Source organism: Kitasatospora sp. NPDC051984 (assembly GCF_044593455.1).
GTDB lineage: Bacteria > Actinomycetota > Actinomycetes > Streptomycetales > Streptomycetaceae > Kitasatospora.
This window is the reverse complement of sequence record NZ_JBIUCB010000011.1, coordinates 111,554-132,887: the sequence shown is the minus strand read 5'-3', so window position 1 is coordinate 132,887 and position 21,334 is coordinate 111,554. Positions and strand designations below refer to the sequence as shown.

The window sequence follows — 21,334 nt, the reverse complement described above, 5'->3', positions numbered from 1 at the left end:
GGGGCGGTTGGCACTCTAGGCAGTGCCGGGCGGCGGCGGAAGGGTTCAGCCGGTGTGCCGCTCGGTGCCGATCACCGGCTCGCCGCGGGACAGCTGGGTGGCGGACAGCGGCAGCGTGGCGCGGGCGCGGCGGTGGCGTTCGCGGGCGGCGTCCAGCGGTTCGCGGCCGACCACCTCGCCGGCGGTGATCAGCGGGACGTGCAGCAGGTGCGGCTCCAGGTCGGCGGGCACCGGGCCGGTGCCGACCACCTCGGTCTCGGCGACGCCGTCGGCGTCGGGGCGGCGGGCGGCCCACTTGCGTCCGCCGATGCTGGTCTTGCCGCCGGCCGAGCGCTTGGCGACGGGGACGAGTTCGCCGCCGGGGGCGGATTCGCGGGCGACCAGCTTGTAGACCATCGCGCAGGTCGGGTGGCCGCTGCCGGTGACCAGGCTGGTGCCGACGCCGTAGCCGTCCACGGGGGCGGCGGCCAGCGCGGCGATGGCGTACTCGTCGAGGTCGGAGGTGACGATGATCTTCGTGCCGGTGGCGCCGAGGTCGTCGAGCTGGCGGCGGACCCGGTGGGCGAGCAGCGTCAGGTCGCCGGAGTCGATCCGGACGGCGCCGAGGCCGGGGCCGGCCACCTCTACGGCGGTGCGGACCGCCTCGGCGAGGTCGTATGTGTCGACCAGCAGGGTGGTGGTGCGGCCCATCGACTCGATCTGCGCGGTGAAGGCGTCCTTCTCGCTGTCGTGCAGCAGGGTGAAGGCGTGCGCGGCGGTGCCGGTGGTGGGGATGCCGTACGTGAAGCCGGCCTCCAGGTCGGAGGTGGCGGAGAAACCGGCCAGGTAGGCGGCCCGGGAGGCGGCGACGGCGGCCTGCTCGTGGGCCCGCCGGGCGCCCATCTCGATCACCGGGCGGTCGCCGGCGGCGGCGGTCATCCGGGAGGCCGCGGCGGCGATCGCCGAGTCGAAGTTGAGGATCGACAGGATCACCGTCTCCAGGATCACCGCCTCGGCGAAGCTGCCCTCGACGGTCAGCAGCGGCGAGCCGGGGAAGTACACCTCGCCCTCGGGGTAGCCGTGGATGTCGCCCGTGAAGCGGTAGTCGGCGAGGTAACGCAGCGTGTCCTCGTCCACCACCCGCTGATCGGCGAGCCAGTCGAGCTGGGGCGTGGTGAACCGGAAGTTCTCCACGGCGTCCAGCACCCGGCCGGTGCCGGCCAGCACACCGTAGCGGCGGCCGTTCGGCAGGCGGCGGGTGAACACCTCGAAGACCGAGCGGCGGTGGGCGGCGCCGCTGCGCAGGGCGGCCTGCAGCATGGTCAGCTCGTAGCGGTCGGTGAGCAGCGCGGAGCTGCGCTGCGCGGTGATGGCGTCCATGGGAATGATGCTACTACCACTTAGCGTCAGAGTGACGATTTCCCCCCGGGGTCACGTGTCGGACGACCCTGATTCGCTCCGGAGTCCCTCGGATGGAAGCATGGGCCGAGGGGGAAGATCGAGGTCGACGAGGAGAGACGGACTGTGAGTGTCGCGCCGGTGGAGATCGAGCGCCCGGAAGTGGAGGGGGTTCCGGTCACGGAGCCGGACACTCCCTGGGTGACCATCGTCCACAACGACCCGGTCAACCTGATGACCTACGTGCAGTACGTCTTCCAGAGCTACTTCGGCTACCCGAAGGACAAGGCGCGTCAGCTGATGATGGACGTGCACACCAAGGGGCGGGCGGTGGTCTCCAGCGGCACCCGCGAGGAGATGGAGCGCGACGTGCAGGCGATGCACGGCTACGGCCTGTGGGCCACCCTGCAGCACGACTGACGGCCCGCCACCCACCGATCCACGAGGGACTGATCCGAAACACATGGCCGGTTTGTTCGAGAGCGCCGCGAGCGGCGGCGCGGCGATCCCGCTGGACGAGTTCGAGGCTTCCATCCTGCGCTCGTTGGAAGTGCAGATGCTGGAGCTGATCGGCCCGCCGCCCGGCGGCGAGCACGAGGACCCGCTGGCGGCGCTGTTCGCCGAGGGCCCCAGCGAGGCGCCCGAGGACCCGGCGCTGCTGCGGCTGTTCCCCGACGCGTACGGCGGCCCGGGCGCGCCCGAGGACCCGCAGAACGCCGAGATGGCCTCCGAGTTCCGCCGCTACACCGAGCTGGACCTGCGGGCCCGCAAGCGGGAGGACGCCCTCACGGTGGTCCGGGCGCTGGACGGGCTCGGCGGCGAGGGCGGCGTGGTCGTGGTCGACGCCGGGGACTGCCCGCGCTGGCTGGGCGCGCTCAACGACCTGCGGCTGACCCTGGGTTCCCGGCTGGAGGTCACCGAGGAGGACGACGACGGCCTCTACGACCTGCCGGAGAACGACTCGCGCAAGCCGCTGGTGATCGCCTACCTGTGGCTGGGCGCGATGCAGGAGAGCCTGCTGGAGGCGATGGCCGGCTGAGCCATCGGGGCCCACCCATTCGCTCGAATTGTCCGATTATTTCGAGGATGATCGGATTCACGCTGTAGCGGCGCATTTCGCGTGGTTCACTGCTGTTTCACCCGGAAGACGGGGCGTGTCGGCCGACCGGTCGGCGCGAACCGGGGAGGCGAGGTGGCAGATGACCGAGGCGACCGACGAGACGACCGACCCGGTCCCCGATGACGAGGGCTACGAGCGGGGGCTCGGCGGCCGGCAGATCCAGATGATCGCGATCGGCGGCGCGATCGGCACCGGCCTGTTCCTCGGGGCCGGCACCGCCATCTCCAAGGCAGGGCCGAGCCTGCTGCTCGCCTACGCGGTGGCCGGCGTGGTGATCTTCGTGATCATGCGGGCGCTCGGCGAACTGCTCACCTACCGCCCGGTGTCGGGCAGTTTCGCCGAGTACGCCCGCGAGTTCCTCGGCCCGTTCGCCGGCTTCGTCACCGGCTGGACGTACTGGCTGTTCTGGGTGGTCACCGGCATGGCCGAGACCACCGCCGCCGCCGTCTACGTGCGGTTCTGGGAGCCGGGCGTCCCGCAGTGGGGCACCGCGCTGGTCTTCCTGCTGCTGCTGTACGGCGCCAACCTGATCTCGGTGAAGCTGTTTGGCGAGATCGAGTTCTGGTTCTCGATGGTCAAGGTCACCGCGATCGTGGGGATGATCCTGATCGGCATCGGCGTGCTGATCTTCGGCTTCTCCGCCGCCGGGGAGACCGCCACCATCGCCCACCTGTGGAACGACGGAGGCTTCTTCCCCAAGGGCTTCGGGGCCACCGTGATGTCCCTTCAGATCGTCATGTTCGCCTACCTGGGGGTCGAGCTGGTCGGCGTCACCGCCGGGGAGAGCGAGAACCCCGAGAAGACGCTGCCGCGGGCGATCAACACCCTGCCGGTGCGGATCGCGCTGTTCTACGTCGGCGCCCTGCTGATCATCCTGTCGCTGGTGCCGTGGTCCGAATTCGAGCCCGGCGTCAGCCCGTTCGTCGCCGCCTTCGGCAAGGTCGGCATCCCCGCCGCGGCCGGCATCATCAACTTCGTGGTGCTCACCGCGGCGCTGTCCTCCTGCAACTCCGGGATGTACTCCACCGGCCGGATGCTGCGCGACCTGGCGCTGCGCCGGCAGGCCCCCGGCCGGCTCACCCGGCTCACCGCCCGGCGCACCCCCGCCGCCGCGATCACCGTCTCCTGCATGCTGATGGGTGCCGGAGTGGTGCTCAACTACCTCGTGCCGGAGCGGGCGTTCGAGTACATCACCTCGGTCGCCACCGTCTGCGGCCTGTGGACCTGGGGGGTCATCCTGGCCAGCCAGCTCCGCTACCACGCCGCCTGGAAGGCCGGCCGGCTGCCCGCGCCGACCTTCCGCGCCCCCGGCGGCAGTTGGACCCGCTGGCTGGCGCTGGCCTTCCTGGTGATGGTGCTGGTGCTGATCGCGCTCGACTCGACCGCCCGAATCTCGCTGTACGTCTTCCCGTTCTGGGCGCTGATGCTGATCGTCGGTTACCGGGTGATCGGCCGCCGCGACCCGGCCGCCGTGCACGGCGATCCGCACGGGCACCTGCACGCCGAAAGCGGCGAGTGAGGCCCAGGGTCCGTCCGGCAGGATCGGCCGGAAAGGCCCTGGCTATCCTGGCCGCATGCTGACCATCACCCGAGAACTGCGCGACCGGATGGTCGCCCACGCCCGCGCCGACCACCCGGACGAGGCGTGCGGCGTGATCGCCGGACCGGCCGGCACCGGCCGGCCCGAGCGGTTCATCCCGATGCTCAACGCGGCCCGCTCGCCCACCTTCTACGAGTTCGACTCCGGCGACCTGCTGAAGCTCTACCGCGAGATGGACGACCTGGACGAGGAGCCGGTGGTGATCTACCACTCGCACACCGCCACCGAGGCCTACCCGTCCCGCACCGACGTGAGCTACGCCTCCGAGCCGTTCGCGCACTACGTGCTGGTATCCACCGCCGAGGGCACTGGCGAGGACGACCCCTATCAGTTCCGCTCGTTCCGCATCGTGGACGGTGTGATCACGGAGGAAGACGTCGAGGTGGTCGAGGCCTACCAGGTCTGAGCCTCCGGGCCCGCCGACGGGTCCGCCCAGGCCGTGCGGCGCGCGGCCGGCGGGCCCGTTTTCTCATGGGGCGGGACGCTTGCGGCCGGATGGTGAGACAAGCATGTCAAAGCGGGGGCGGGAATCTATACGATGAGTCCATGCGTTCCGTCGATGTGAGCAATCAGGGCCCAGGCATCCGCCTCGTGGCGCGCCTGCACGTCGACCTGTGCCGGCTGGCCAGCGCGATCTGTCCCGGCACCGCCGCGCGCTGACCGGCAGAGCCGACAGCAAGCCTCCTCCCGACTGCTTTCTCGACCTTTCCGCCCCGGCCGCCGTCGGGGTCCTTCCCCCTGCCGCGCCCGCGACGGCCCGGCGACCCGAAACCACTCCACAGGAGCGCAGCCATGGCCATCGAGGTCCGCATCCCGACCATCCTCCGCACCTACACCGACGGCGCCAAGGCCGTCGACGGCAACGGCGACAACCTCGGAGAGCTGTTCACCGACCTCGACGCCCGCCACCCCGGCATCGCCGCCCGGCTGCTGGACGGCGGCGAGCTGCGCCGCTTCGTCAACGTCTACCTGAACGACGAGGACGTCCGCTTCCTGGACGGCGTCGCCACCAAGCTGGCCGACGGCGACAGCGTCACCATCCTCCCCGCGGTGGCCGGCGGTATGAAGTAATGCGTTACGACAGCCCGATCGAGGCCGTCGGCAACACCCCCCTGGTGCGGCTGCCGCGGCTGTCCGCGGCCGTGCCCGGCAATGACGACGGCCTGGTCACGCTGTGGGCCAAGCTGGAGGACCGCAACCCCACCGGCTCCATCAAGGACCGTCCGGCGCTGCACATGATCGAGCGTGCCGAGGCCGACGGGCGGCTCACGCCGGGCTGCACCATCCTGGAGCCGACCAGCGGCAACACCGGTATCTCGCTCGCCATGGCGGCCAAGCTCAAGGGCTACCGGATGGTCTGCGTGATGCCCGAGAACACCAGCGAGGAGCGCCGCGAGCTGCTGCGGATGTGGGGCGCGGAGATCATCCCCTCGCCGGCCGCCGGCGGCTCCAACACCGCGGTGCGGATCGCCAAGGAGATCGCCGCCGAGCACCCCGACTGGGTGATGCTCTACCAGTACGGCAACCCGGACAACGCCGGCGCGCACTACTACGGCACCGGCCCGGAGATCCTCGCCGACCTGCCCACCGTCACCCACTTCGTGGCGGGTCTCGGCACCACCGGCACCCTGATGGGCGTCGGCCGGTACCTGCGCGAGAAGGTCCCCGGCGTGCAGATCGTCGCCGCCGAGCCGCGTTACGACGACCTGGTGTACGGCCTGCGCAACCTCGACGAGGGCTTCGTCCCCGAGCTGTACGAGGCCGAGGTGCTCACCACCCGCTTCTCGGTCGGCTCCGCCGACGCGGTCGCCCGGACCCGTGAACTGCTCCAGCAGGAAGGCATCTTCGCGGGCGTGTCCACCGGCGCGATCCTGCACGCCGCGATCGGGGTGGCCCGCAAGGCGGCCCGGGCCGGCGAGCGGGCGGACGTGGTCTTCGTGGTCGCCGACGGCGGCTGGAAGTACCTGTCCACCGGCATCTACACCGCCGAGACCACCGAAGCGGCGGTCGAAGCGCTGCAGGGCCAGCTCTGGGCCTGACGGAACGCCAACTCGACGGCGCGGCACCCCGGTCGGGGGCCGCGCCGTCGGCGTTCGGATGGTTCTCATGGTCGGACGGTCGGATCATCGGCCTGCTGTGACATCCCGGTATTTGTCCGTTCCCGGTGACCGCTCTGTCACGGAACCGCGACCGCAGCCCGTCGCGCACCTGCCGGGCGCACTTGCCCAACAGGCTGACGGCTCATTGCTTGGTTCACCGTCACCGTGGAGGTGGGCATCCATGCCCGGCCGGAAGCTCTGGTCCTACGTCGAGATCGCCCGCCACATCGGCGTGCAGGCCGAGACCGTCCGCCACTACAAGCGCCACGGACTGCTCCCGCACCCCGACCGGCTGGACGCCGGCGGCCGCCCCCGCTGGTACCCGCAGACCATCCGGAACTGGGCCAGGACCCGCCCCGGGCGGCGCTGAAACGGCCCGCCCCGTCCTGGTGATTCCGCCCACAGCGCGGCACGGGAGAGGGGGCAAAGTGCCGCCCGGCCCTTACCCTCGACACTCAAGAAACCCGCTCCGCCCCCGGCGGCGCGGACGGCCGCGGACGATGGCGCGACGGGGCGGGAAGGGCTCGGCATGAAACTGACCGTAGTGGGGTGCTCGGGGAGCTTCCCGTCCGTGGACTCCCCCTGCTCCAGCTACCTGGTGGAGGCCGACGGCTACCGCCTGGTCGTCGACCTCGGCAACGGCGCCCTCGGCAACCTGCAGAAGTACACCGGTCTGTACGACGTCGACGCGGTGCTGCTCAGCCACCTGCACGCCGACCACTGCATCGACCTGTGCGCGTACTGGGTGGCCCGCAACTACCGGGTCGAGGGCTGCCCCGCCCTGCTGCCCGTCTACGGCCCGACCGGCACCGCGGCACGCCTGGCCCGCGCCTACGACATGCCGGAGAAGCCCGGCATGACCGAGGTCTTCGACTTCCGCGACCTCACCGACGGCGCCCGCCTGGAACTCGGCCCGCTCACCGTCACCGTGGCCCTCGTCAACCACCTGGACTCCGAGGCCTACGGCTTCCGGATCGAGCACGGCGGCCGCAGCGTGGTCTACTCCGGCGACACCGGCGTCTGCCCCGAACTGGTCGAACTCGCCCGCGGCGCCGACCTGTTCCTGTGCGAGGCGGCGTACACGCACGGCAAGGAGACCTTCGACTCCATCCACCTCAACGGCCGCCAGGCCGGCGAGCACGCCGCCCGGGCCGGCGCCCGGCGCCTGGTGCTCACCCACATCCCGCCGTGGACCGACGCCGAACGCAACCGCCGCGACGCCGCCGCCGTCTACCCCGGACCGGTCGACCTGGCCCGCGCCGGAGCCGTCTACGAACTGTGAACCGGCGTCAGCCAGTGCCGGTAGCGGGCGTCCTCCCCGTGTACCGCGGCCCGGTACGCCTGGGTCAGCTTCCTCGTCAACTCGCCCTCGTGCGAGGGTAGTTCACGGTTGTCCAGGGAGCTGACCGGGACCACTCCGGCGGCCGTTCCGGACAGGAACACCTCGTCCGCCGCGTACAGGTCCGAGCGCAGCAGCGGCTCGATCCGGACCTCCGCCCCCAGATCGCGGGCCAGCGTCAGCACGGTGTCCTGGGTGATCCCCTCGAGCGCCCCCGCACTGGCCGGGGTGGTCCGCAGCACACCGCCGCGCACCACGAACACGTTCTCCGAACTGCACTCGCTGACCGTCCCGTCCGGGGCCAGCAGCAGCGCCTCGTCGAACCCGGCGTCGGTCGCCTCCCGGCGGGCCAGCGCCGAGTTCAGGTACGGGCCGGTCGCCTTCGCCGCCGGCGGGACGGAGTTGGGGTCGGTGCGCCGCCAACTGCTGGTCATCAGCCGCAGCCCGCGCCCGGCCGGCAGGTAGGCCGGCCACTCCCAGGACGCGATCGACACGCTGGTGGGGGAGTGGCGCATGTCCAGCCCCATCGAGCCGTAGCCGAGGAACGCCAAGTGCCGCAGGTAGCACTCGCGGTGGCCGTTCGCCGCCACGAGTGAGATGGTGGCGGCCTCCAATTCGTGGGTGGAGTAGGGGAGTTCCATGCGCAGCATGCGGGCGCTGCGGCTCAGGCGGGTCAGGTGTTCGGGCAGCCGGAACACCGCGGGGCCGGTGACGGTGTCGAACACCCGGGTGCCCTCCAGCACCCCGGTGCCGTAGTGCAGCGCATGGGTGAGCACATGGACGCGCGCCTGCTGCCAGGGCACCAGCGCGCCGTCGAACCAGATCACGGAAGACTCGTCGATCGCCATGCCGCCATCCTGGGCAGCCCGGCCCGCATCCGCGAAGAGCAACGGGCCCGCCGGATCAGGCCATGGCCGACACCGGAGCACCCGTCTCGGATGCTGAAATGGCGGCGTCCGCCCACCGGTCGCGGCCCTAGGCTCCGGAAGGGTGGAGACCAGCACCGCCCTGTACGCCCGACTGCTCGCCGACCCCGGCTGCCCGCTGGACTCCCTGCGCGCCGAACTCGACTGCGAAGAAGCGGAGTTCGCCAAGGCGCTGGACGACCTGCACGCGCTCGGGCTGCTCCGGTCGACCACCGCCACCGCGAACGGCGTGGCCGCCGTCTCCATCGACACCGCCGTGCGCGACCTGCTCACCGACTCCGACCACCGGCTCGCCGCGCTGCTCGGCGAGGCCCGCCGCACCCACGAACGGGTCGAGCACCTGCACCGCCACTACCTGCCGCTGCGCACCGCCGCCGCCCACGAACTCGTCCGCGGCCCCGACCGGATCGCCGCCCTGCTGGAGGACGCCGCCCGGGCCGCCCGCACCGAGGCGCTGTCGCTGCGGCCCGGGCAGGACCAGTCCGAGACCGGCCTCGCCGAGAAACTCGCCCGCGAACGGATCGCCCTCGCCCACCGGGTCGCGCTGCGCACCATCTACCCTGCTGCCGCGCTCCACCAGGCGGCCGTGCTCGCCCACGTCCAGGCGCTCACCGCCGCCGGCGCGAGCATCCGGGTCGCGCACAGCCTGCCGCTCTGGCTGATCGTGGTGGACTCCCACCTCGCCGTCCTGCCCGCCCCCGGCGAGACGCCCGGCAGCGCGGCGGTGGTGGTCCGGGACCCGGCGGTGGTCTCGGTGGTGCGGGAGCTCTTCGAGCACTTCTGGGCGGCGAGTTGGGTTCCGCCGGAGCTTCTGGGCCGTGCGGCACCGGACGACCGGCACCGAGAGGTGCTGCGGCTGCTCGCCGCCGGGCTGACGGATCAGGCGATCGGGCGGAAGCTGGAGATCTCGGACCGGACGGTGCGGAGGCTGGTGGCGGATCTGACGGCTTCGTTGGGGGCGCAGTCGAGGTTCCAGGCGGGGGTGCACGCTACGAGGCTGGGGTGGATCTGAGGGGCGCTTCCGCGTGCAACTGGCTGGCGGGGGCGCGATCTTGCGGGCGTGCTCCTTCCGCTTCGCGCAGTTCCCCGCGCCCCTGCGGGGCGCGCGGTCCTATGTTTCCTCGAAGCCTTCTTCCTCGCGCCCAGGGGTCTTCAGGTCGAAGCGGAGGATGACGAATCGGAAGGCCGTGTAGTAGATCACCGCGATGACCAGGCCTATCGGGATGATCAGCCAAGGTCTGGTGGCGTAGCCCCAGTTGAGGACGTAGTCGATGACGCCGGCGGAGAAGGTGAAGCCGTGGTGGACGCCGAGGGCCCAGGTGGCGGCCATGGAGATGCCGGTGAGGAGGGCGTGGGCGACGTAGAGGGCGGGGGCGATGAAGACGAAGGCGAATTCGATGGGTTCGGTGATGCCGGTGGCGAAGGAGGTGAGGGCGAGCGAGATCATCATGCCGAGGACGGCTCGGCGGCGTTCGGGGCGGGCGCAGTGGGCGATGGCGAGGGCGGCGGCGGGCAGGCCGAACATCATGACGGGGAAGAAGCCGGACATGAACTGGCCCGCGTTGGGGTCGAGTTGGAAGAAGCGGGTCTGGTCGCCGTGGAAGGTGCGGTCGCCGACGGTGTAGTTGCCGGCCTGCTGCCAGAAGAAGGTGTTGGCGATCTGGTGCAGGCCGAACGGCAGGAGCGCCCGGTTGATCAGGCCGAAGATGCCGGCGCCGAGTGCGCCGAGGCCGATCACCCAGTTGCTGAACTCGTCGACGGCGGAGCCGATCGGGCCCCAGCAGAGGCCGAAGAAGACGCCGAGGCCGGTGCCGACGAAGGCCATCACGATGGGTACCAGTCGGCGGCCGTTGAAGAAGCCGAGCCAGTCGACCAGCCGGGTGCGGTGCAGGCGTTGCCAGAGCAGGGCGGAGAGCAGGCCGACGACGACTCCGCCGGCTACCCCGGGGTCCTGGTAGGTGGCCTCGATGTCCTTGCCGGGGAGCACCTGGTAGGCGGTCTTGGGGAAGGCGGTGAGCACCTGGTGGTAGGTCAGGAAGCCGACCAGTGCGGCGAGTGCGGTGGAGCCGTCGGACTTCTTGGCGTAGCCGATCGCGATGCCGACGCAGAACAGCAGCGGCATCCAGTCGAAGACGGCGTGGCCGGAGGCGGCGAAGACTTCGGCGACCTTGGTCCAGCCGAGGCCCTTGGGGCCGAACACGTCGTCCTGACCGAGTCGGAGCAGGATGCCGGCGGCGGGCAGGACGGCGATCGGGAGCTGGAGGCTGCGGCCGATCTTCTGGAGGGCGGGGAAGACCCGGGAGCGCAGGGCCCGTCCGCCCGGTGCCGCCTGCGAGTTCGGTGCGGTCGTACTCATAGCGGGCGGTTCCTCACGGCAGCGCGATCCTGGTCTAGACCACTGGTGGCCCGGTCCAGTTTCTAGCACGCGCCGAACACGCTCCGGAACCCTCCGAAGGTCGGCCCCCGTCAAGCGCTGCGGAATCGAAACCTGCCCGGCCCGCCGCCTCGGCCGCCGGACAACACGGCGCCCCCGGACGGAAATTGTCTCCCACCGGGGGCGCGCAGGGCGAATTCGTCAGGCCTTGGTCGGGTCCTCGATCTCGCCCTCCTCCTCGCGTCCTGGTGTTTTCAGGTCGAATTTGACGATGACGAACCGGAAGACGACGTAGTAGACCGCCGCGAAGCACAGGCCGATCGGGATGATCAGCCAGGGTTTGGTGGCCAGGTTCCAGTTGATCACGTAGTCGATGAGTCCGGCCGAGAAACTGAAGCCGTCATGGACGCCGAGCGCCCAGGTGATGGCCATCGAGGCGCCGGTGAGCAGGGCGTGGATGCCGTACAGCAGCGGGGCGACGTAGGCGAAGGAGTACTCGATGGGCTCGGTGACGCCGGTGACGAAGGAGGTCAGTGCGACCGAGGTCATCAGGCCGTAGATCTCCTTGCGGCGGTGCGGCTTCGCCGAGGCGGCGATGGCCATCGCGGCGGCGGGCAGCGCGAACATCATGATCGGGAAGAAGCCGGAGAGGAACTGGCCGGCCGTCGGGTCGCCCGCCAGGAAGCGGCCGATGTCGCCGGTGGCGGTCTTGCCGGTGTGCGGGTTGGTGAAGGTGCCGAACTGGAACCAGACGAAGGTGTTCAGCAGCTGGTGCATGCCGACCAGCAGCAGGGCGCGGTTGGCGACGCCGAAGATGCCGGAGCCGCCGGCGCCCAGGTCGGACAGCCACTTGGAGAAGTCCTCCAGCCCGGTGCCGATCGGCTGCCAGATCCACACCATCAGCGAGCCGAACAGCAGGCCGACCAGGGCGGTGATCATCGGGACCAGGCGGCGGCCGTTGAAGAAGCCCAGCCAGTCGACCAGCTTGACCCGGTGGTAGCGCACCCACAGCTTGGCCGAGAAGAGACCCATCAGGATGCCGCCGAGCACGCCGGGGTTCTGGAAGTCCACCTTCACCGCTGTTTTGGCCTCGAAGTCGACGCAGACCGTCTGCTCCAGTACCGAGGGGGCCGGGCAGGCCTTCGGGAAGGCCCGCAGGACGGCGTAGTAGACCAGGAACCCCGCCACCGCGGCGAGCGCGGTCGAGCCGTCCGCCTTCTTGGCCATGCCGATCGCCACACCGATGCAGAACAGCAGCGGCAGGCCGAGGGCCGGGTCGAGGAGCGCGCCGCCGGCGGCGGCGATGGCCGTGGCGACCCGGTCCCAGCCGAGGCCGTTCTTGCCGAAGATGTCGTCCTGGCCGAGGCGGGTGAGGATGCCGGCGGCGGGCAGCACGGCGACCGGCAGCTGGAGGCTGCGGCCCATCTTCTGCAGGCCGCCGTAGAAGGTGTGCCACCAGGTGCTCTGATGAGCGGCGGCGCCTGTTGAACTCAATCGTCGGCCCTCCGTGCTTCGCTGCCCGGTCCGTCCGGGGGAGGGCCAGGAACACCGGCGGACCGTCCGGCGTTGTCCGAGTACACCTATAATTGGTGTAGACCATTTATGGGGTCGGAGGCGGTCCGCCGGGCCATGGGCCCGGTGATCGTCATCTTCGGGCGACCCCCGAGCGGACCGCGCGCGGAGCTGGTCCGAACGTGGACCAACATGGCATATCGTCCGGAATCGGGTGATGCTGGTCGCGCCGTCGGAAGGCGCGGCAGACTGATCCCGAGTCACTTCCGGCCGGTACCACCGCACACGCAGTACGGCACCCGGCGACCGACCGCCGATGCGCCGAGACAGAGGGAGAAAGACCATGGCCAGCAAGGCTGAGAAGATCGTCGCCGGTCTCGGCGGAATCGAGAACATCGACGAGGTCGAAGGCTGCATCACCCGGCTGCGCACCGAGGTCCACGACGCTTCCAAGGTCGACGAGGCGGCCCTCAAGGCGGCCGGCGCCCACGGTGTGGTGAAGATGGGCACCGCCATCCAGGTCGTCATCGGCACCGACGCCGACCCGATCGCGGCCGAGATCGAAGACATGATGTGAGCCGAGGCCCCGCCGGCCCGCCCCCGCACTGCCGGTGGCGGGCCGTCGCACGTCCGGGGGCGGGATGGGGCAGGACGGGACGGGGCGGGATGGGGCAGGACGGGACGGGGACGGGCGGGGAGCCGGACGGGATACGCTCGTTCGCATGTCACGCATCGACGGCCGCACCCCCGACCAGCTCCGCCCCATCACCATCGAACGGGGCTGGAGCAAGCACGCCGAAGGATCCGTCCTGGTCTCCTACGGCGACACCAAGGTGCTGTGCACCGCCAGCGTCACCGAGGGCGTCCCGCGCTGGCGCAAGGGCAGCGGCGAAGGCTGGGTCACCGCCGAGTACGCCATGCTGCCGCGCGCCACCAACACCCGCGGCGACCGCGAGTCGGTGCGCGGCAAGATCGGCGGCCGCACCCACGAGATCAGCCGGCTGATCGGCCGCTCGCTGCGCGCCGTGGTCGACCACCGCGCGCTCGCCGAGAACACCTTCGTGCTGGACTGCGACGTCCTCCAGGCCGACGGCGGCACCCGCACCGCCGCGATCACCGGCGCGTACGTGGCGCTGGTCGACGCGGTCTCCTGGGCCCGCGAGAAGAAGCTGCTGCGCGCCAAGGGCCAGCCGATCACCGGAGGCGTCAGCGCGGTCAGCGTCGGCATCATCGACGGCGTCCCGATGCTCGACCTCCGCTACGAGGAGGACGTCCGGGCCGAGACCGACATGAACATCGTCTGCACCTCCGACGGGCGCTTCGTCGAGGTCCAGGGCACCGCCGAGGGCGCCCCCTTCGACCGCGACCTGCTCAACCAGCTGCTCGACCTGGGCAGCCTGGGCTGCGCCGAGCTGGACGAGATCCAGCGCAAGGCGCTGGGGCTGTAACGGCTCCACGCGGAACCGCGGTGGGTCGAACGGCCGTCAGAACCGAAGGGCAGGCCCGCGTGTGCTGTACAGGCACGCGGGCAGACCCTTAACGTTCCGCTGTGAGCCCGCACACCCTCCTGGAGGACTCGCCGATGCAGCAGCCACTCAGCATCAACCGCACCGCCGCGCTGGCCGTCGCCGCGCTGGTGCTGATCCTGCCGTTGAGTGCGGTCAGCTGCTCCGCCGCGGAGAAGGCGGTGAGCTGCGCCAACACGGCCGTGCAGCTCTCCACCGACGTGGCGCAGCTCGGCTCCGCGTACAACAACGCGGACAAGGACCCGGCCGCCGCCGGGAAGGCCGTCCAGAAGATCAAGGGCGACCTGGACAAGATCGGCCGCAACTCCAGCGACGCCGACCTGGCCAAGGCCGTCGGCGACCTGCAGACCCAGGTCGACAAGGTGCAGAAGGCCATCGACGCCAACGAGACGCCCGACCTCGGCCCGCTCGGGGACGCTGCGGGGCGGATCAGCAAGGTGTGCACGGGCTGAGATCGGCGGGTGGTTAGGCTTGCGGGCATGACCACGCGCCTCGTTCTCGCCACCCGTAACCAGCACAAGGTCGCCGAGCTGCGCGACATCCTCGGCGCGGCCGGGCTGGATGTCGAACTGGTCGGCGCGGACGCCTTCCCCGAGGTGCCGGACGTGCCGGAGACCGGCGTGACCTTCGCCGAGAACGCCCTGCTGAAGGCGCACGCGCTGGCCCGCGCCACCGGACTCCCCGCGGTCGCCGACGACTCCGGGCTGTGCGTGGACGTGCTCGGCGGGGCGCCCGGCATCTTCTCCGCCCGCTGGGCCGGCCGGCACGGCGACGACAAGGCCAACCTGGACCTGCTGCTCGCCCAGCTCGGCGACATCTCGGCCGAGCACCGCGCCGCGTCCTTCGCCTGCGCCGCCGCGCTCGCGCTGCCCGACGGCACCGAGCGGGTCGTCGAGGGCCGGCTGCACGGCACGCTGCGCACCGAGCCGGCCGGCAGCGGCGGCTTCGGCTACGACCCGATCCTGCAGCCGCTCGGCGAGAGCCGGACCTGCGCCGAGCTGAGCGCCGAGGAGAAGAACGCGATCAGCCACCGCGGTCAGGCGTTCCGCTCGCTCGCCCCGGTGGTGGCCGAACTGCTCGGCTGAGACGCCGCGTTGACGCGCGAAGGGCCCACCCGGAACGTTCCGGGCGGGCCCTTCACCATGGGTGCGGCCTGAGGGACTCGAACCCTCACGAGATTTCTCTCACGGGCACCTAAAACCCGGGCGTCTGCCAATTCCGCCAAGACCGCAGGCAGCGACTTCCCCGTCATGCTACTTGTCCGTCACCTCGACGTGCACCACCCTTTCGGGCGGCGTCCGGTCCCCCTGCCGGGCGTGAATATCGGAGCGACCCGTGCCGACCATCCGGAGCGCGTGGATCTACGACGGCACCAGCCTGTGGGCCGGCGATGCCTCGCGGGCCATCGCGGCGCGCGGTGCGTACGCCACTGGCAAGGGCCTGGGTGGCATATTCGCCTGCTCGCCGGAGGGCGACGACCCGTCCGGGACGCTGGTCAACGCGATGGGCGCGAAAATGAAGTGGCGTCAACTCGCCCTGGAGAAGGCCGGATCGTCCGAGTGCGGACGGTTCGGCCTTTCTTGCCAAGTTGGTACAGACCTGTTGACGTGGATGGTCCAGACCTTTTAAGTTCGGCGGAACTTCCCCCACATGTGCATGCCCTCCCACAGGCATGCACGCGACACTCTCTCCCGGAGGACCGAGTGTTGATCCGACACACCACGGCGCAGCGTCCCACCGCTGCCGGCCGTCAGAAGAGCGGCCGCAAGGTGGCGTTCGCCGCCACCGCGGCGGCGGGACTCGCGGGCCTGCTGATGGGCACGCTCGGCGTCGCGCCGTCCGCCGCCGCCGTCGACAACCAGGCGTGCCGCCCCGACGGCATGTACACCACGCCCGGCGTCGACGTCCCCTACTGCAACGTCTACGACACCAGCGGCCGCGAGCAGATGGGCGCCGACCACCAGCGCCGCGTCATCGGCTACTTCACCGGCTGGCGCACCGGCAAGGACGGCACGCCCGCCTACCTGGTGAACAACATCCCCTGGGACAAGGTCACCCACCTCAACTACGCGTTCGCGCACGTCGCCGGTGACAACACCATCTCGGTGGGCACCGACAACGCGGACAACGCCTCCACCGGGATGACCTTCCCGGGCGTGGCCGGCGCGGAGATGGACCCGTCGCTGCCCTACAAGGGCCACTTCAACCTGCTCAGCAAGTACAAGAAGCAGTTCCCGAATGTCAAGACCATGGTCTCGGTGGGCGGTTGGGCCGAGACCGGCGGCTACTTCGACGACTCGGGCAAGCGGGTCAACTCCGGCGGCTTCTACTCGATGACCGTCAACGCGGACGGGTCGGTCAACCAGGCCGGCATCAACACCTTCGCGGATTCCGCCGTCAACTTCATCAAGAAGTACGGCTTCAACGGCGTCGACCTCGACTACGAGTACCCGACCTCGATGAAGGACGCGGGCAACCCGCTCGACTACTCCATCTCCAACGCCAAGCGCGCGTCCCTGATGAAGGGCTACGCGGCGCTGATGAAGACCATGCGCGAGAAGCTCGACCGGGCCTCCGCCGCCGACGGCAAGTACTACCTGCTGTCGGTCGCCGCCCCGTCCTCGGGCTACCTGCTGCGCGGCATGGAGACCTTCCAGGTCACCCAGTACCTGGACTACGTCAACATCATGTCGTACGACCTGCACGGCGCCTGGAACAAGTACGTCGGCCCGAACGCCGCGCTGTACGACGACGGCAAGGACGGCGAGCTCGCGGCCGCCAACGTGTACGGCACCTCGCAGTACGGCGGGATCGGCTACCTGAACGGTGACTGGGCCTACCACTACTTCCGCGGCGCGATGCCGGCCGGCCGGATCAACCTCGGCGTGCCGTACTACACCCGCGGCTTCCAGAACGTGCAGGGCGGCACCAACGGCCTGTGGGGCACCGCCTCCACCACCAACTGTCCGGCCGGCTCCGGCCTGACCACCTGTGGTGACGGCGCCGTCGGCATCGACAACATCTGGCACGACCTGGACGACAACGGCAAGGAGTCGCCGGCCGGCTCCAACCCGATGTGGCACGCCAAGAACCTGGAGAACGGCATCCTGCCGGACTACCTCTCCAAGTACGGCGTCAAGGACACCGCGCTGAACGGCAGCTACACCCGCAACTACAGTGCCTCGCTGGTCGCCCCGTGGCTGTGGAACGCCGACAAGAAGGTCTTCCTGTCCACCGAGGACGACCAGTCCATCGGCGCCAAGGCCGACTACCTGGTCAACCAGGGCGTCGGTGGCGCGATGATCTGGGAGCTCGCCGGCGACTACAAGTGGGACGCCACCGCCAACGGCGGCAAGGGCGAGTACGTCCAGGGCAACACCATGACCTCGCTGCTGTACGACAAGTTCAAGGCGGCCTCGGCGTACGGCGCGACCCGCTCCACCGTCGCGCTGCCGCAGCAGACCCTGCCGATCGACGTGTCGTTCACCAACTTCGCGCTGGGTGACAACAACTACCCGATCAACCCGAAGATCCACATCGTCAACAACTCGACCGTCACCCTGCCGGGCGGCACCGAGTTCCAGTTCGACTACTCGAACTCCGCGCCCAGCAACGCCGCCGACCAGTCCGGCTTCGGCTCCAAGGTCATCCGGGCCGACCACACCGGCAACAACATCGGCGGTCTGAAGGGCACCTACAACCGGGTCTCGCTGAAGCTGCCGACCTGGCAGTCGCTGGCGCCCGGCGCCTCTGTGGACGTCGCGTTCGTCTACTACCTGCCGGTCTCCACCCCCGCCAACTGGACCGTCAACGTCGGCGGCACCCTGTACGGCATCACCGGCGACTACACCCGCGGCGCCACCGCGGGCACCGGCTCGCCGTCGCCGAGCACCTCGGCCAGCGCTTCGGCCAGCGCCTCTGCGTCGGCCTCCGCCTCGCCCTCGCAGTCGGCCTCGCCGTCGGCGTCCGCGTCCGCCTCGGCTTCGCAGTCCGCGTCGCCGTCGGCGTCCGCCGGCAGCTGCTCGGCCGCGCCGAGCTGGAGCGCCGGGACCACCTACGCCGCCGTCACCAAGGTGTCGTGGCAGGGCCACTACTACCAGAACAAGTGGTGGACCGCGGGCGAGGACCCGTCGCTGAGCGGCGCCTGGGGCGTCTGGACGGACCTCGGGGCCTGCTGATCCCGAACCCATGAACGGCGGTGGCGGTCGACCCGGTCGGGGGGTCGGCCGCCACCGCTGCCGCGTTCTCGGTTACTGCCCGACCTTCAGGTCCTTCAGCAGCTTCGCGACATGGCCGGTGGCCCGGACGTTGTAGAGCGCCCGCTCGACCTTGCCCTGCTCGTCCACGATCACCGTGGAGCGGATCACACCCTGGTAGGTGCGGCCGTAGTTCATCTTCTCGCCGTACGCGCCGTACGCCTCGAGCACCTTGTGCTCCGGGTCCGACAGCAGCGTCACCTTCAGGTGCTCCGTCTCGCGGAACTTGCCGAGCTTCTCCGGCTTGTCCGGCGAAATGCCGATCACGTCGTAGCCCGCGCCCGCGAAGACCTCCAGGTTGTCCGTGAAGTCGCAGGCCTGCTTGGTGCAGCCCGGGGTCAGCGCCGCCGGGTAGAAGTAGACGATCACCTTGCGGCCGAGGTGGTCGGCCAGCGACACCTCGTTGCCGTCGGCGTCGGGCAGGGTGAAGGCGGGGGCGGTGTCGCCCGCCTGCAGGCGCTCGCTCACGATGGTGCTTCTCTCCTCCGGTCCAGGACAGGGTGGTGCTCCCGCCAACCTACCTCCGTTGGTGGGTGGCGCTGCGCGAGCGCGACGGCGAGCTGACAGACTGTCGGTGCAGAGACGTACCTAGCGGTAACAGAGATGGGGTGGCCCCAGTGGCAGCGAGCAGCAAGGACACGTCGGCACCGCGCACGACGGCCCAGATCGAGGCGGACATCGCCGGGACCAGGGACAGGCTCGCCGCGACCCTCGACGAGCTCGCCATGCGCGTGCACCCGGCCACCGTCGCCGCCCAGACCAAGGCCAAGCTGCGCGCCACGGTCGAGCAGCGGGCCGGCAAGGCGTACGTCGCCGCGAGCGGCGCCGTCGAGCAGGTCAAGTCCAGGTTCGTCGACGAGGACGGGCGGCCGCGACCCGAGCGGATCGTGCCCGTCGCGCTGGTCGGCGTCGGCGTGGTGCTGCTCATCGCCTCCGCGAAGCGGCGCCGCAAGGGCTGACAGCTCCTGCGGACGGCGGGGACCCGGGTTCGGACGCCCGGGGCCCCGCCGTTTTCGCTGTCCGGTACGGTCGGGGAGTGAGTGAGAACGACACGCAGAGCAGACACGACCGGCTCGGGGAGAAGCTTCCGATTCGGATGCTGCACGACCGGGTCCTCGTCAGGACCGAGACCGGCGAGGGCGAACGCCGCTCCACCGGTGGCATCCTGATCCCCGCCACCGCGGAGCTTTCGCGCCGCTGCACCTGGGCCGAAGCCGTGGCCGTCGGCCAGAGCGTCCGCTCGGTGGAGCCCGGCGACCGGGTGCTCTACGACCCGGAGGACAAGCTGGAGGTGGAGGTGCGCGGCGCGACCTACATCCTGCTCCGGGAACGCGACCTGCACGCGGTGGCGGCGGGACGCTTCGGGGACCTTGAGGGGTCGACGGGGCTGTACCTGTAACAGCTTGGGATTATCGGTCCGCAAGGTCGCGAGCACGTGCAAGTAATTGCCCGGCGTCGCGACCTTGCGGTTTGGTACGTTCCCCTTCGCGCAGTTCTCCCCCAGCCCCAGCGGGCCGGGAGGTACCCCCACGCGCCCCTGTTTTCCAGCGCCCAAGGAGACAGCCGACATGGCCGGGGTCTACTTAGCCGTCGCCCGCGGCGCGTTCCGGCGGTACTCGACGTACCGGGCCGCGACGGTGGCCGGGGTGGTGACCAATTCCGTCTTCGGGTGGATTCTGGCGTCGACGATGCTCGCGTTGTGGCAGGTGCGGCCGGGGCTGGGCGGGTACGACGCGCGGCAGGCGGTGACGTATGTGTGGATCGGCCAGGCGCTGTTGGCGGCCGTCGCGGTGTGGGGCGGCGGGTTCCAGGACGACGTGCAGGCGCGGTTCCGGAGCGGGGACATCGCGATCGACCTGTACCGGCCGGTGGACTTCCAGGGGTGGTGGCTGGCGACGGACCTCGGGCGGGCGGGGTTCCAGCTGATCACCCGGGGTGCGCTGCCGCTCGCGCTGGGGGCGCTGCTGTTCGAACTGGCGCTGCCCTCAAGGCCGTTGGTGTGGGTGGAGTTCCTGCTGGCGGTGGCGCTGGCGGTGGTGGTGAGTTTCGGGCTGCGGTTCCTGGTGTCGCTGACGGGGTTCTGGCTGCACGACACGGACGGGGTGCGGGCGGCGGTGATGGTGCTGTCGATGTTCTTCTCCGGTTTGCTGCTGCCGCTGGCCCTGTTCCCGGGCGTGCTGGGGGAGCTGGCGCGGGTGCTGCCGTTCTCGGCGATGGTGCAGCTGCCCGCCGACGTGCTGCTGCAACGACGCACCGGACACGGCCTGTTGGCCCTGTACGCCTTCCAACTGGCTTGGGCGGCAGCCCTGTTGGGGATGGGCCGGATGGTGCAGGCGCTCGCGGTGCGCAAGGTGGTGGTGCAGGGTGGTTGAGAGCGAGTCGCTCGCCGCCAGGGCGGGCTGGGCAGTGCGGTCGTGGTGGCTGATCGCCGCGATGTGGGGCCGGTCCATGCTGACGTACCGGGCGTCGTTCGTGCTGGGCCTGGCCGCGAACATGCTGATCACCTTCCTGGACTTCGCGGTGCTGATCCTGATGTTCCGGCAGGCCCGCCAGCTGGCCGGCTGGACGCTCGCGGAGACCGGGTTCCTGTACGGGACGAGTTCGGTGGCGCTCGGCGCGGCCAACTTCCTGGTCGGCTCGGTGAGTGGGCTGGGCGAGCGGGTGCGCTCCGGGGCGCTGGACACCATGCTGATCCGGCCCGCCCCCGCGCTGTCCCAACTCGCCGCCGAGCGTTTCTCGTTGCGGCGGCTGGGCCGCCTGGCGCAGGCGTTCGCGGTGCTCGGCTGGTCGCTCACCGCGCTGGACGTGCGGTGGACCTGGGACCGGGTGCTGATGGTGCCCGGTCTGCTGCTGTGCGGGACGGTGATCTTCTGCGCGGTCTTCGTCGGCTGCTCCTGCGTGCAGTTCTGGTGGGGCGACGCTGCCGAGCTGCAGAACTCCGTCACCTACGGCGGCGGCACGCTGCTCCGGTACCCGCCCACGATGTTCGCCAAGGAGGTCGTCGCGGGCACCGTCTTCGGGGTGCCGCTGGCGTTCGTCAACTGGCTGCCCGCGCTGCACATCCTGAGCCGGCCCGACCCGCTCGGGCTGCCCGTCGCGTTCCAGTTCGCCTCGCCCGTCGCGGCGGCGCTGTGCGTGCTGGCGGCGGCGCTGGCCTGGCGGGCCGGGCTGCGTGCCTACCGTTCCACCGGAAGCTGAGAGAGGG

At 70.5% G+C, this 21,334-nt stretch carries 25 protein-coding genes and 1 tRNA gene; 20 read left to right on the top strand and 6 right to left on the bottom strand.

Going from position 1 to position 21,334, the window contains the following annotated elements; all coding sequences use genetic code 11:
* Positions 1–45: 45 nt before the first annotated feature.
* On the bottom strand, positions 46–1,359 hold the full coding sequence (locus ACIHEI_RS22350) for a nicotinate phosphoribosyltransferase (RefSeq protein WP_396607810.1): 1,314 nt from the start codon (positions 1,357–1,359) through the stop codon (positions 46–48).
* Positions 1,360–1,503: 144 nt separating this feature from the next.
* On the opposite strand from ACIHEI_RS22350, the gene clpS reads away from it, so the two are divergent.
* The 9 genes from clpS (at position 1,504) to ACIHEI_RS22305 (ending at position 7,478) form a co-directional block, all read left to right on the top strand.
* Positions 1,504–1,797 carry an ATP-dependent Clp protease adapter ClpS gene (clpS, locus tag ACIHEI_RS22345; protein ID WP_043914156.1) on the top strand — a complete coding sequence of 98 codons (294 nt, stop codon included), beginning with the start codon at positions 1,504–1,506 and terminating at the stop codon, positions 1,795–1,797.
* A 43-nt stretch (positions 1,798–1,840) separates the two neighbouring features.
* Positions 1,841–2,416 (top strand): DUF2017 domain-containing protein, encoded by a 576-nt coding sequence (locus tag ACIHEI_RS22340; RefSeq protein WP_396607809.1) that lies wholly within the window; start codon positions 1,841–1,843, stop codon positions 2,414–2,416.
* 160 nt (positions 2,417–2,576) lie between these two features.
* On the top strand, positions 2,577–4,016 hold the full coding sequence (locus ACIHEI_RS22335; RefSeq protein ID WP_387647456.1) for an amino acid permease: 1,440 nt from the start codon (positions 2,577–2,579) through the stop codon (positions 4,014–4,016).
* A gap of 55 nt (positions 4,017–4,071) precedes the next feature.
* Complete coding sequence (locus ACIHEI_RS22330) at positions 4,072–4,503, top strand: Mov34/MPN/PAD-1 family protein (protein WP_387647455.1); 432 nt, start codon at positions 4,072–4,074, stop codon at positions 4,501–4,503.
* Positions 4,504–4,643: 140 nt separating this feature from the next.
* A complete protein-coding gene (locus tag ACIHEI_RS22325) occupies positions 4,644–4,757 on the top strand; it encodes a putative leader peptide (RefSeq protein WP_387647453.1) in 114 nt (37 codons plus the stop codon).
* 132 nt (positions 4,758–4,889) lie between these two features.
* On the top strand, positions 4,890–5,168 hold the full coding sequence (locus ACIHEI_RS22320) for a MoaD/ThiS family protein (RefSeq protein ID WP_387647451.1): 279 nt from the start codon (positions 4,890–4,892) through the stop codon (positions 5,166–5,168).
* Positions 5,168–6,136 carry a PLP-dependent cysteine synthase family protein gene (locus ACIHEI_RS22315; protein ID WP_387647448.1) on the top strand — a complete coding sequence of 323 codons (969 nt, stop codon included), beginning with the start codon at positions 5,168–5,170 and terminating at the stop codon, positions 6,134–6,136. The genes ACIHEI_RS22320 and ACIHEI_RS22315 overlap by 1 nt, the downstream gene beginning before the upstream one ends.
* Before the next feature lie 241 nt (positions 6,137–6,377).
* The gene (locus ACIHEI_RS22310) at positions 6,378–6,566 is read left to right on the top strand and encodes a MerR family DNA-binding transcriptional regulator (RefSeq protein WP_387647446.1); all 189 of its coding nucleotides are present in this window, start codon (positions 6,378–6,380) and stop codon (positions 6,564–6,566) included.
* 159 nt (positions 6,567–6,725) lie between these two features.
* The gene (locus ACIHEI_RS22305) at positions 6,726–7,478 is read left to right on the top strand and encodes an MBL fold metallo-hydrolase (protein ID WP_387647444.1); all 753 of its coding nucleotides are present in this window, start codon (positions 6,726–6,728) and stop codon (positions 7,476–7,478) included.
* On the opposite strand, the gene ACIHEI_RS22300 is transcribed toward ACIHEI_RS22305, so the two are convergent.
* Positions 7,466–8,383, bottom strand: coding sequence for a branched-chain amino acid transaminase (locus tag ACIHEI_RS22300; protein ID WP_396607808.1), 918 nt, complete (start codon positions 8,381–8,383; stop codon positions 7,466–7,468). The two genes, ACIHEI_RS22305 and ACIHEI_RS22300, sit on opposite strands and share 13 nt — an antisense overlap.
* Positions 8,384–8,525: 142 nt before the next feature.
* On the opposite strand from ACIHEI_RS22300, the gene ACIHEI_RS22295 reads away from it, so the two are divergent.
* Positions 8,526–9,473, top strand: coding sequence for a LuxR C-terminal-related transcriptional regulator (locus ACIHEI_RS22295; RefSeq protein WP_396607807.1), 948 nt, complete (start codon positions 8,526–8,528; stop codon positions 9,471–9,473).
* A gap of 99 nt (positions 9,474–9,572) precedes the next feature.
* Here the strand turns inward: ACIHEI_RS22295 and ACIHEI_RS22290 are convergent, their stop codons facing one another.
* Entirely contained in the window at positions 9,573–10,817 is a 1,245-nt protein-coding gene (locus tag ACIHEI_RS22290) for a PTS transporter subunit EIIC (RefSeq protein WP_396607806.1), read from the bottom strand.
* Between the two features lie 219 nt (positions 10,818–11,036).
* Entirely contained in the window at positions 11,037–12,329 is a 1,293-nt protein-coding gene (locus ACIHEI_RS22285) for a PTS transporter subunit EIIC (protein ID WP_396607805.1), read from the bottom strand.
* 361 nt (positions 12,330–12,690) lie between these two features.
* Here ACIHEI_RS22285 and ACIHEI_RS22280 point away from each other — a divergent pair, with 361 nt between their 5' ends.
* The 4 genes from ACIHEI_RS22280 to rdgB all read left to right on the top strand — a co-directional run bounded on the left by ACIHEI_RS22280 (position 12,691) and on the right by rdgB (position 14,958).
* On the top strand, positions 12,691–12,924 hold the full coding sequence (locus tag ACIHEI_RS22280) for a glucose PTS transporter subunit EIIB (protein ID WP_014135942.1): 234 nt from the start codon (positions 12,691–12,693) through the stop codon (positions 12,922–12,924).
* 145 nt (positions 12,925–13,069) lie between these two features.
* Positions 13,070–13,795, top strand: a complete 726-nt coding sequence (gene rph / locus ACIHEI_RS22275) for a ribonuclease PH (RefSeq protein WP_392947039.1) — start codon at positions 13,070–13,072, stop codon at positions 13,793–13,795.
* Between the two features lie 101 nt (positions 13,796–13,896).
* A complete protein-coding gene (locus tag ACIHEI_RS22270; protein ID WP_392947036.1) occupies positions 13,897–14,325 on the top strand; it encodes a hypothetical protein in 429 nt (142 codons plus the stop codon).
* 27 nt (positions 14,326–14,352) lie between these two features.
* A complete protein-coding gene (gene rdgB / locus ACIHEI_RS22265; RefSeq protein ID WP_396607804.1) occupies positions 14,353–14,958 on the top strand; it encodes an RdgB/HAM1 family non-canonical purine NTP pyrophosphatase in 606 nt (201 codons plus the stop codon).
* Positions 14,959–15,020: 62 nt separating this feature from the next.
* On the opposite strand, the gene ACIHEI_RS22260 is transcribed toward rdgB, so the two are convergent.
* Positions 15,021–15,104: transfer RNA gene (locus ACIHEI_RS22260), tRNA-Leu, on the bottom strand.
* Positions 15,105–15,208: 104 nt separating this feature from the next.
* Between ACIHEI_RS22260 and ACIHEI_RS22255 the strand changes: the two genes are divergently transcribed.
* Both ACIHEI_RS22255 and ACIHEI_RS22250 read left to right on the top strand, forming a co-directional pair.
* On the top strand, positions 15,209–15,502 hold the full coding sequence (locus ACIHEI_RS22255; RefSeq protein WP_396607803.1) for a hypothetical protein: 294 nt from the start codon (positions 15,209–15,211) through the stop codon (positions 15,500–15,502).
* 185 nt (positions 15,503–15,687) lie between these two features.
* A complete protein-coding gene (locus ACIHEI_RS22250; protein WP_396607859.1) occupies positions 15,688–18,051 on the top strand; it encodes a chitinase C-terminal domain-containing protein in 2,364 nt (787 codons plus the stop codon).
* A 72-nt stretch (positions 18,052–18,123) separates the two neighbouring features.
* Here the strand turns inward: ACIHEI_RS22250 and bcp are convergent, their stop codons facing one another.
* Positions 18,124–18,597: a thioredoxin-dependent thiol peroxidase gene (bcp, locus tag ACIHEI_RS22245; RefSeq protein ID WP_387647421.1), complete on the bottom strand. Its 474-nt coding sequence runs from the start codon at positions 18,595–18,597 to the stop codon at positions 18,124–18,126.
* Between the two features lie 149 nt (positions 18,598–18,746).
* Here bcp and ACIHEI_RS22240 point away from each other — a divergent pair, with 149 nt between their 5' ends.
* From ACIHEI_RS22240 to ACIHEI_RS22225, 4 genes are all read left to right on the top strand, one after another.
* Positions 18,747–19,088 (top strand): DUF3618 domain-containing protein, encoded by a 342-nt coding sequence (locus ACIHEI_RS22240; RefSeq protein ID WP_387647419.1) that lies wholly within the window; start codon positions 18,747–18,749, stop codon positions 19,086–19,088.
* A 137-nt stretch (positions 19,089–19,225) separates the two neighbouring features.
* The gene (locus ACIHEI_RS22235) at positions 19,226–19,528 is read left to right on the top strand and encodes a co-chaperone GroES (protein WP_100588626.1); all 303 of its coding nucleotides are present in this window, start codon (positions 19,226–19,228) and stop codon (positions 19,526–19,528) included.
* 169 nt (positions 19,529–19,697) lie between these two features.
* Positions 19,698–20,501 carry an ABC transporter permease gene (locus ACIHEI_RS22230; protein WP_396607802.1) on the top strand — a complete coding sequence of 268 codons (804 nt, stop codon included), beginning with the start codon at positions 19,698–19,700 and terminating at the stop codon, positions 20,499–20,501.
* Positions 20,494–21,327: an ABC transporter permease gene (locus ACIHEI_RS22225; RefSeq protein ID WP_396607801.1), complete on the top strand. Its 834-nt coding sequence runs from the start codon at positions 20,494–20,496 to the stop codon at positions 21,325–21,327. The genes ACIHEI_RS22230 and ACIHEI_RS22225 overlap by 8 nt, the downstream gene beginning before the upstream one ends.
* Positions 21,328–21,334: the final 7 nt, after the last annotated feature.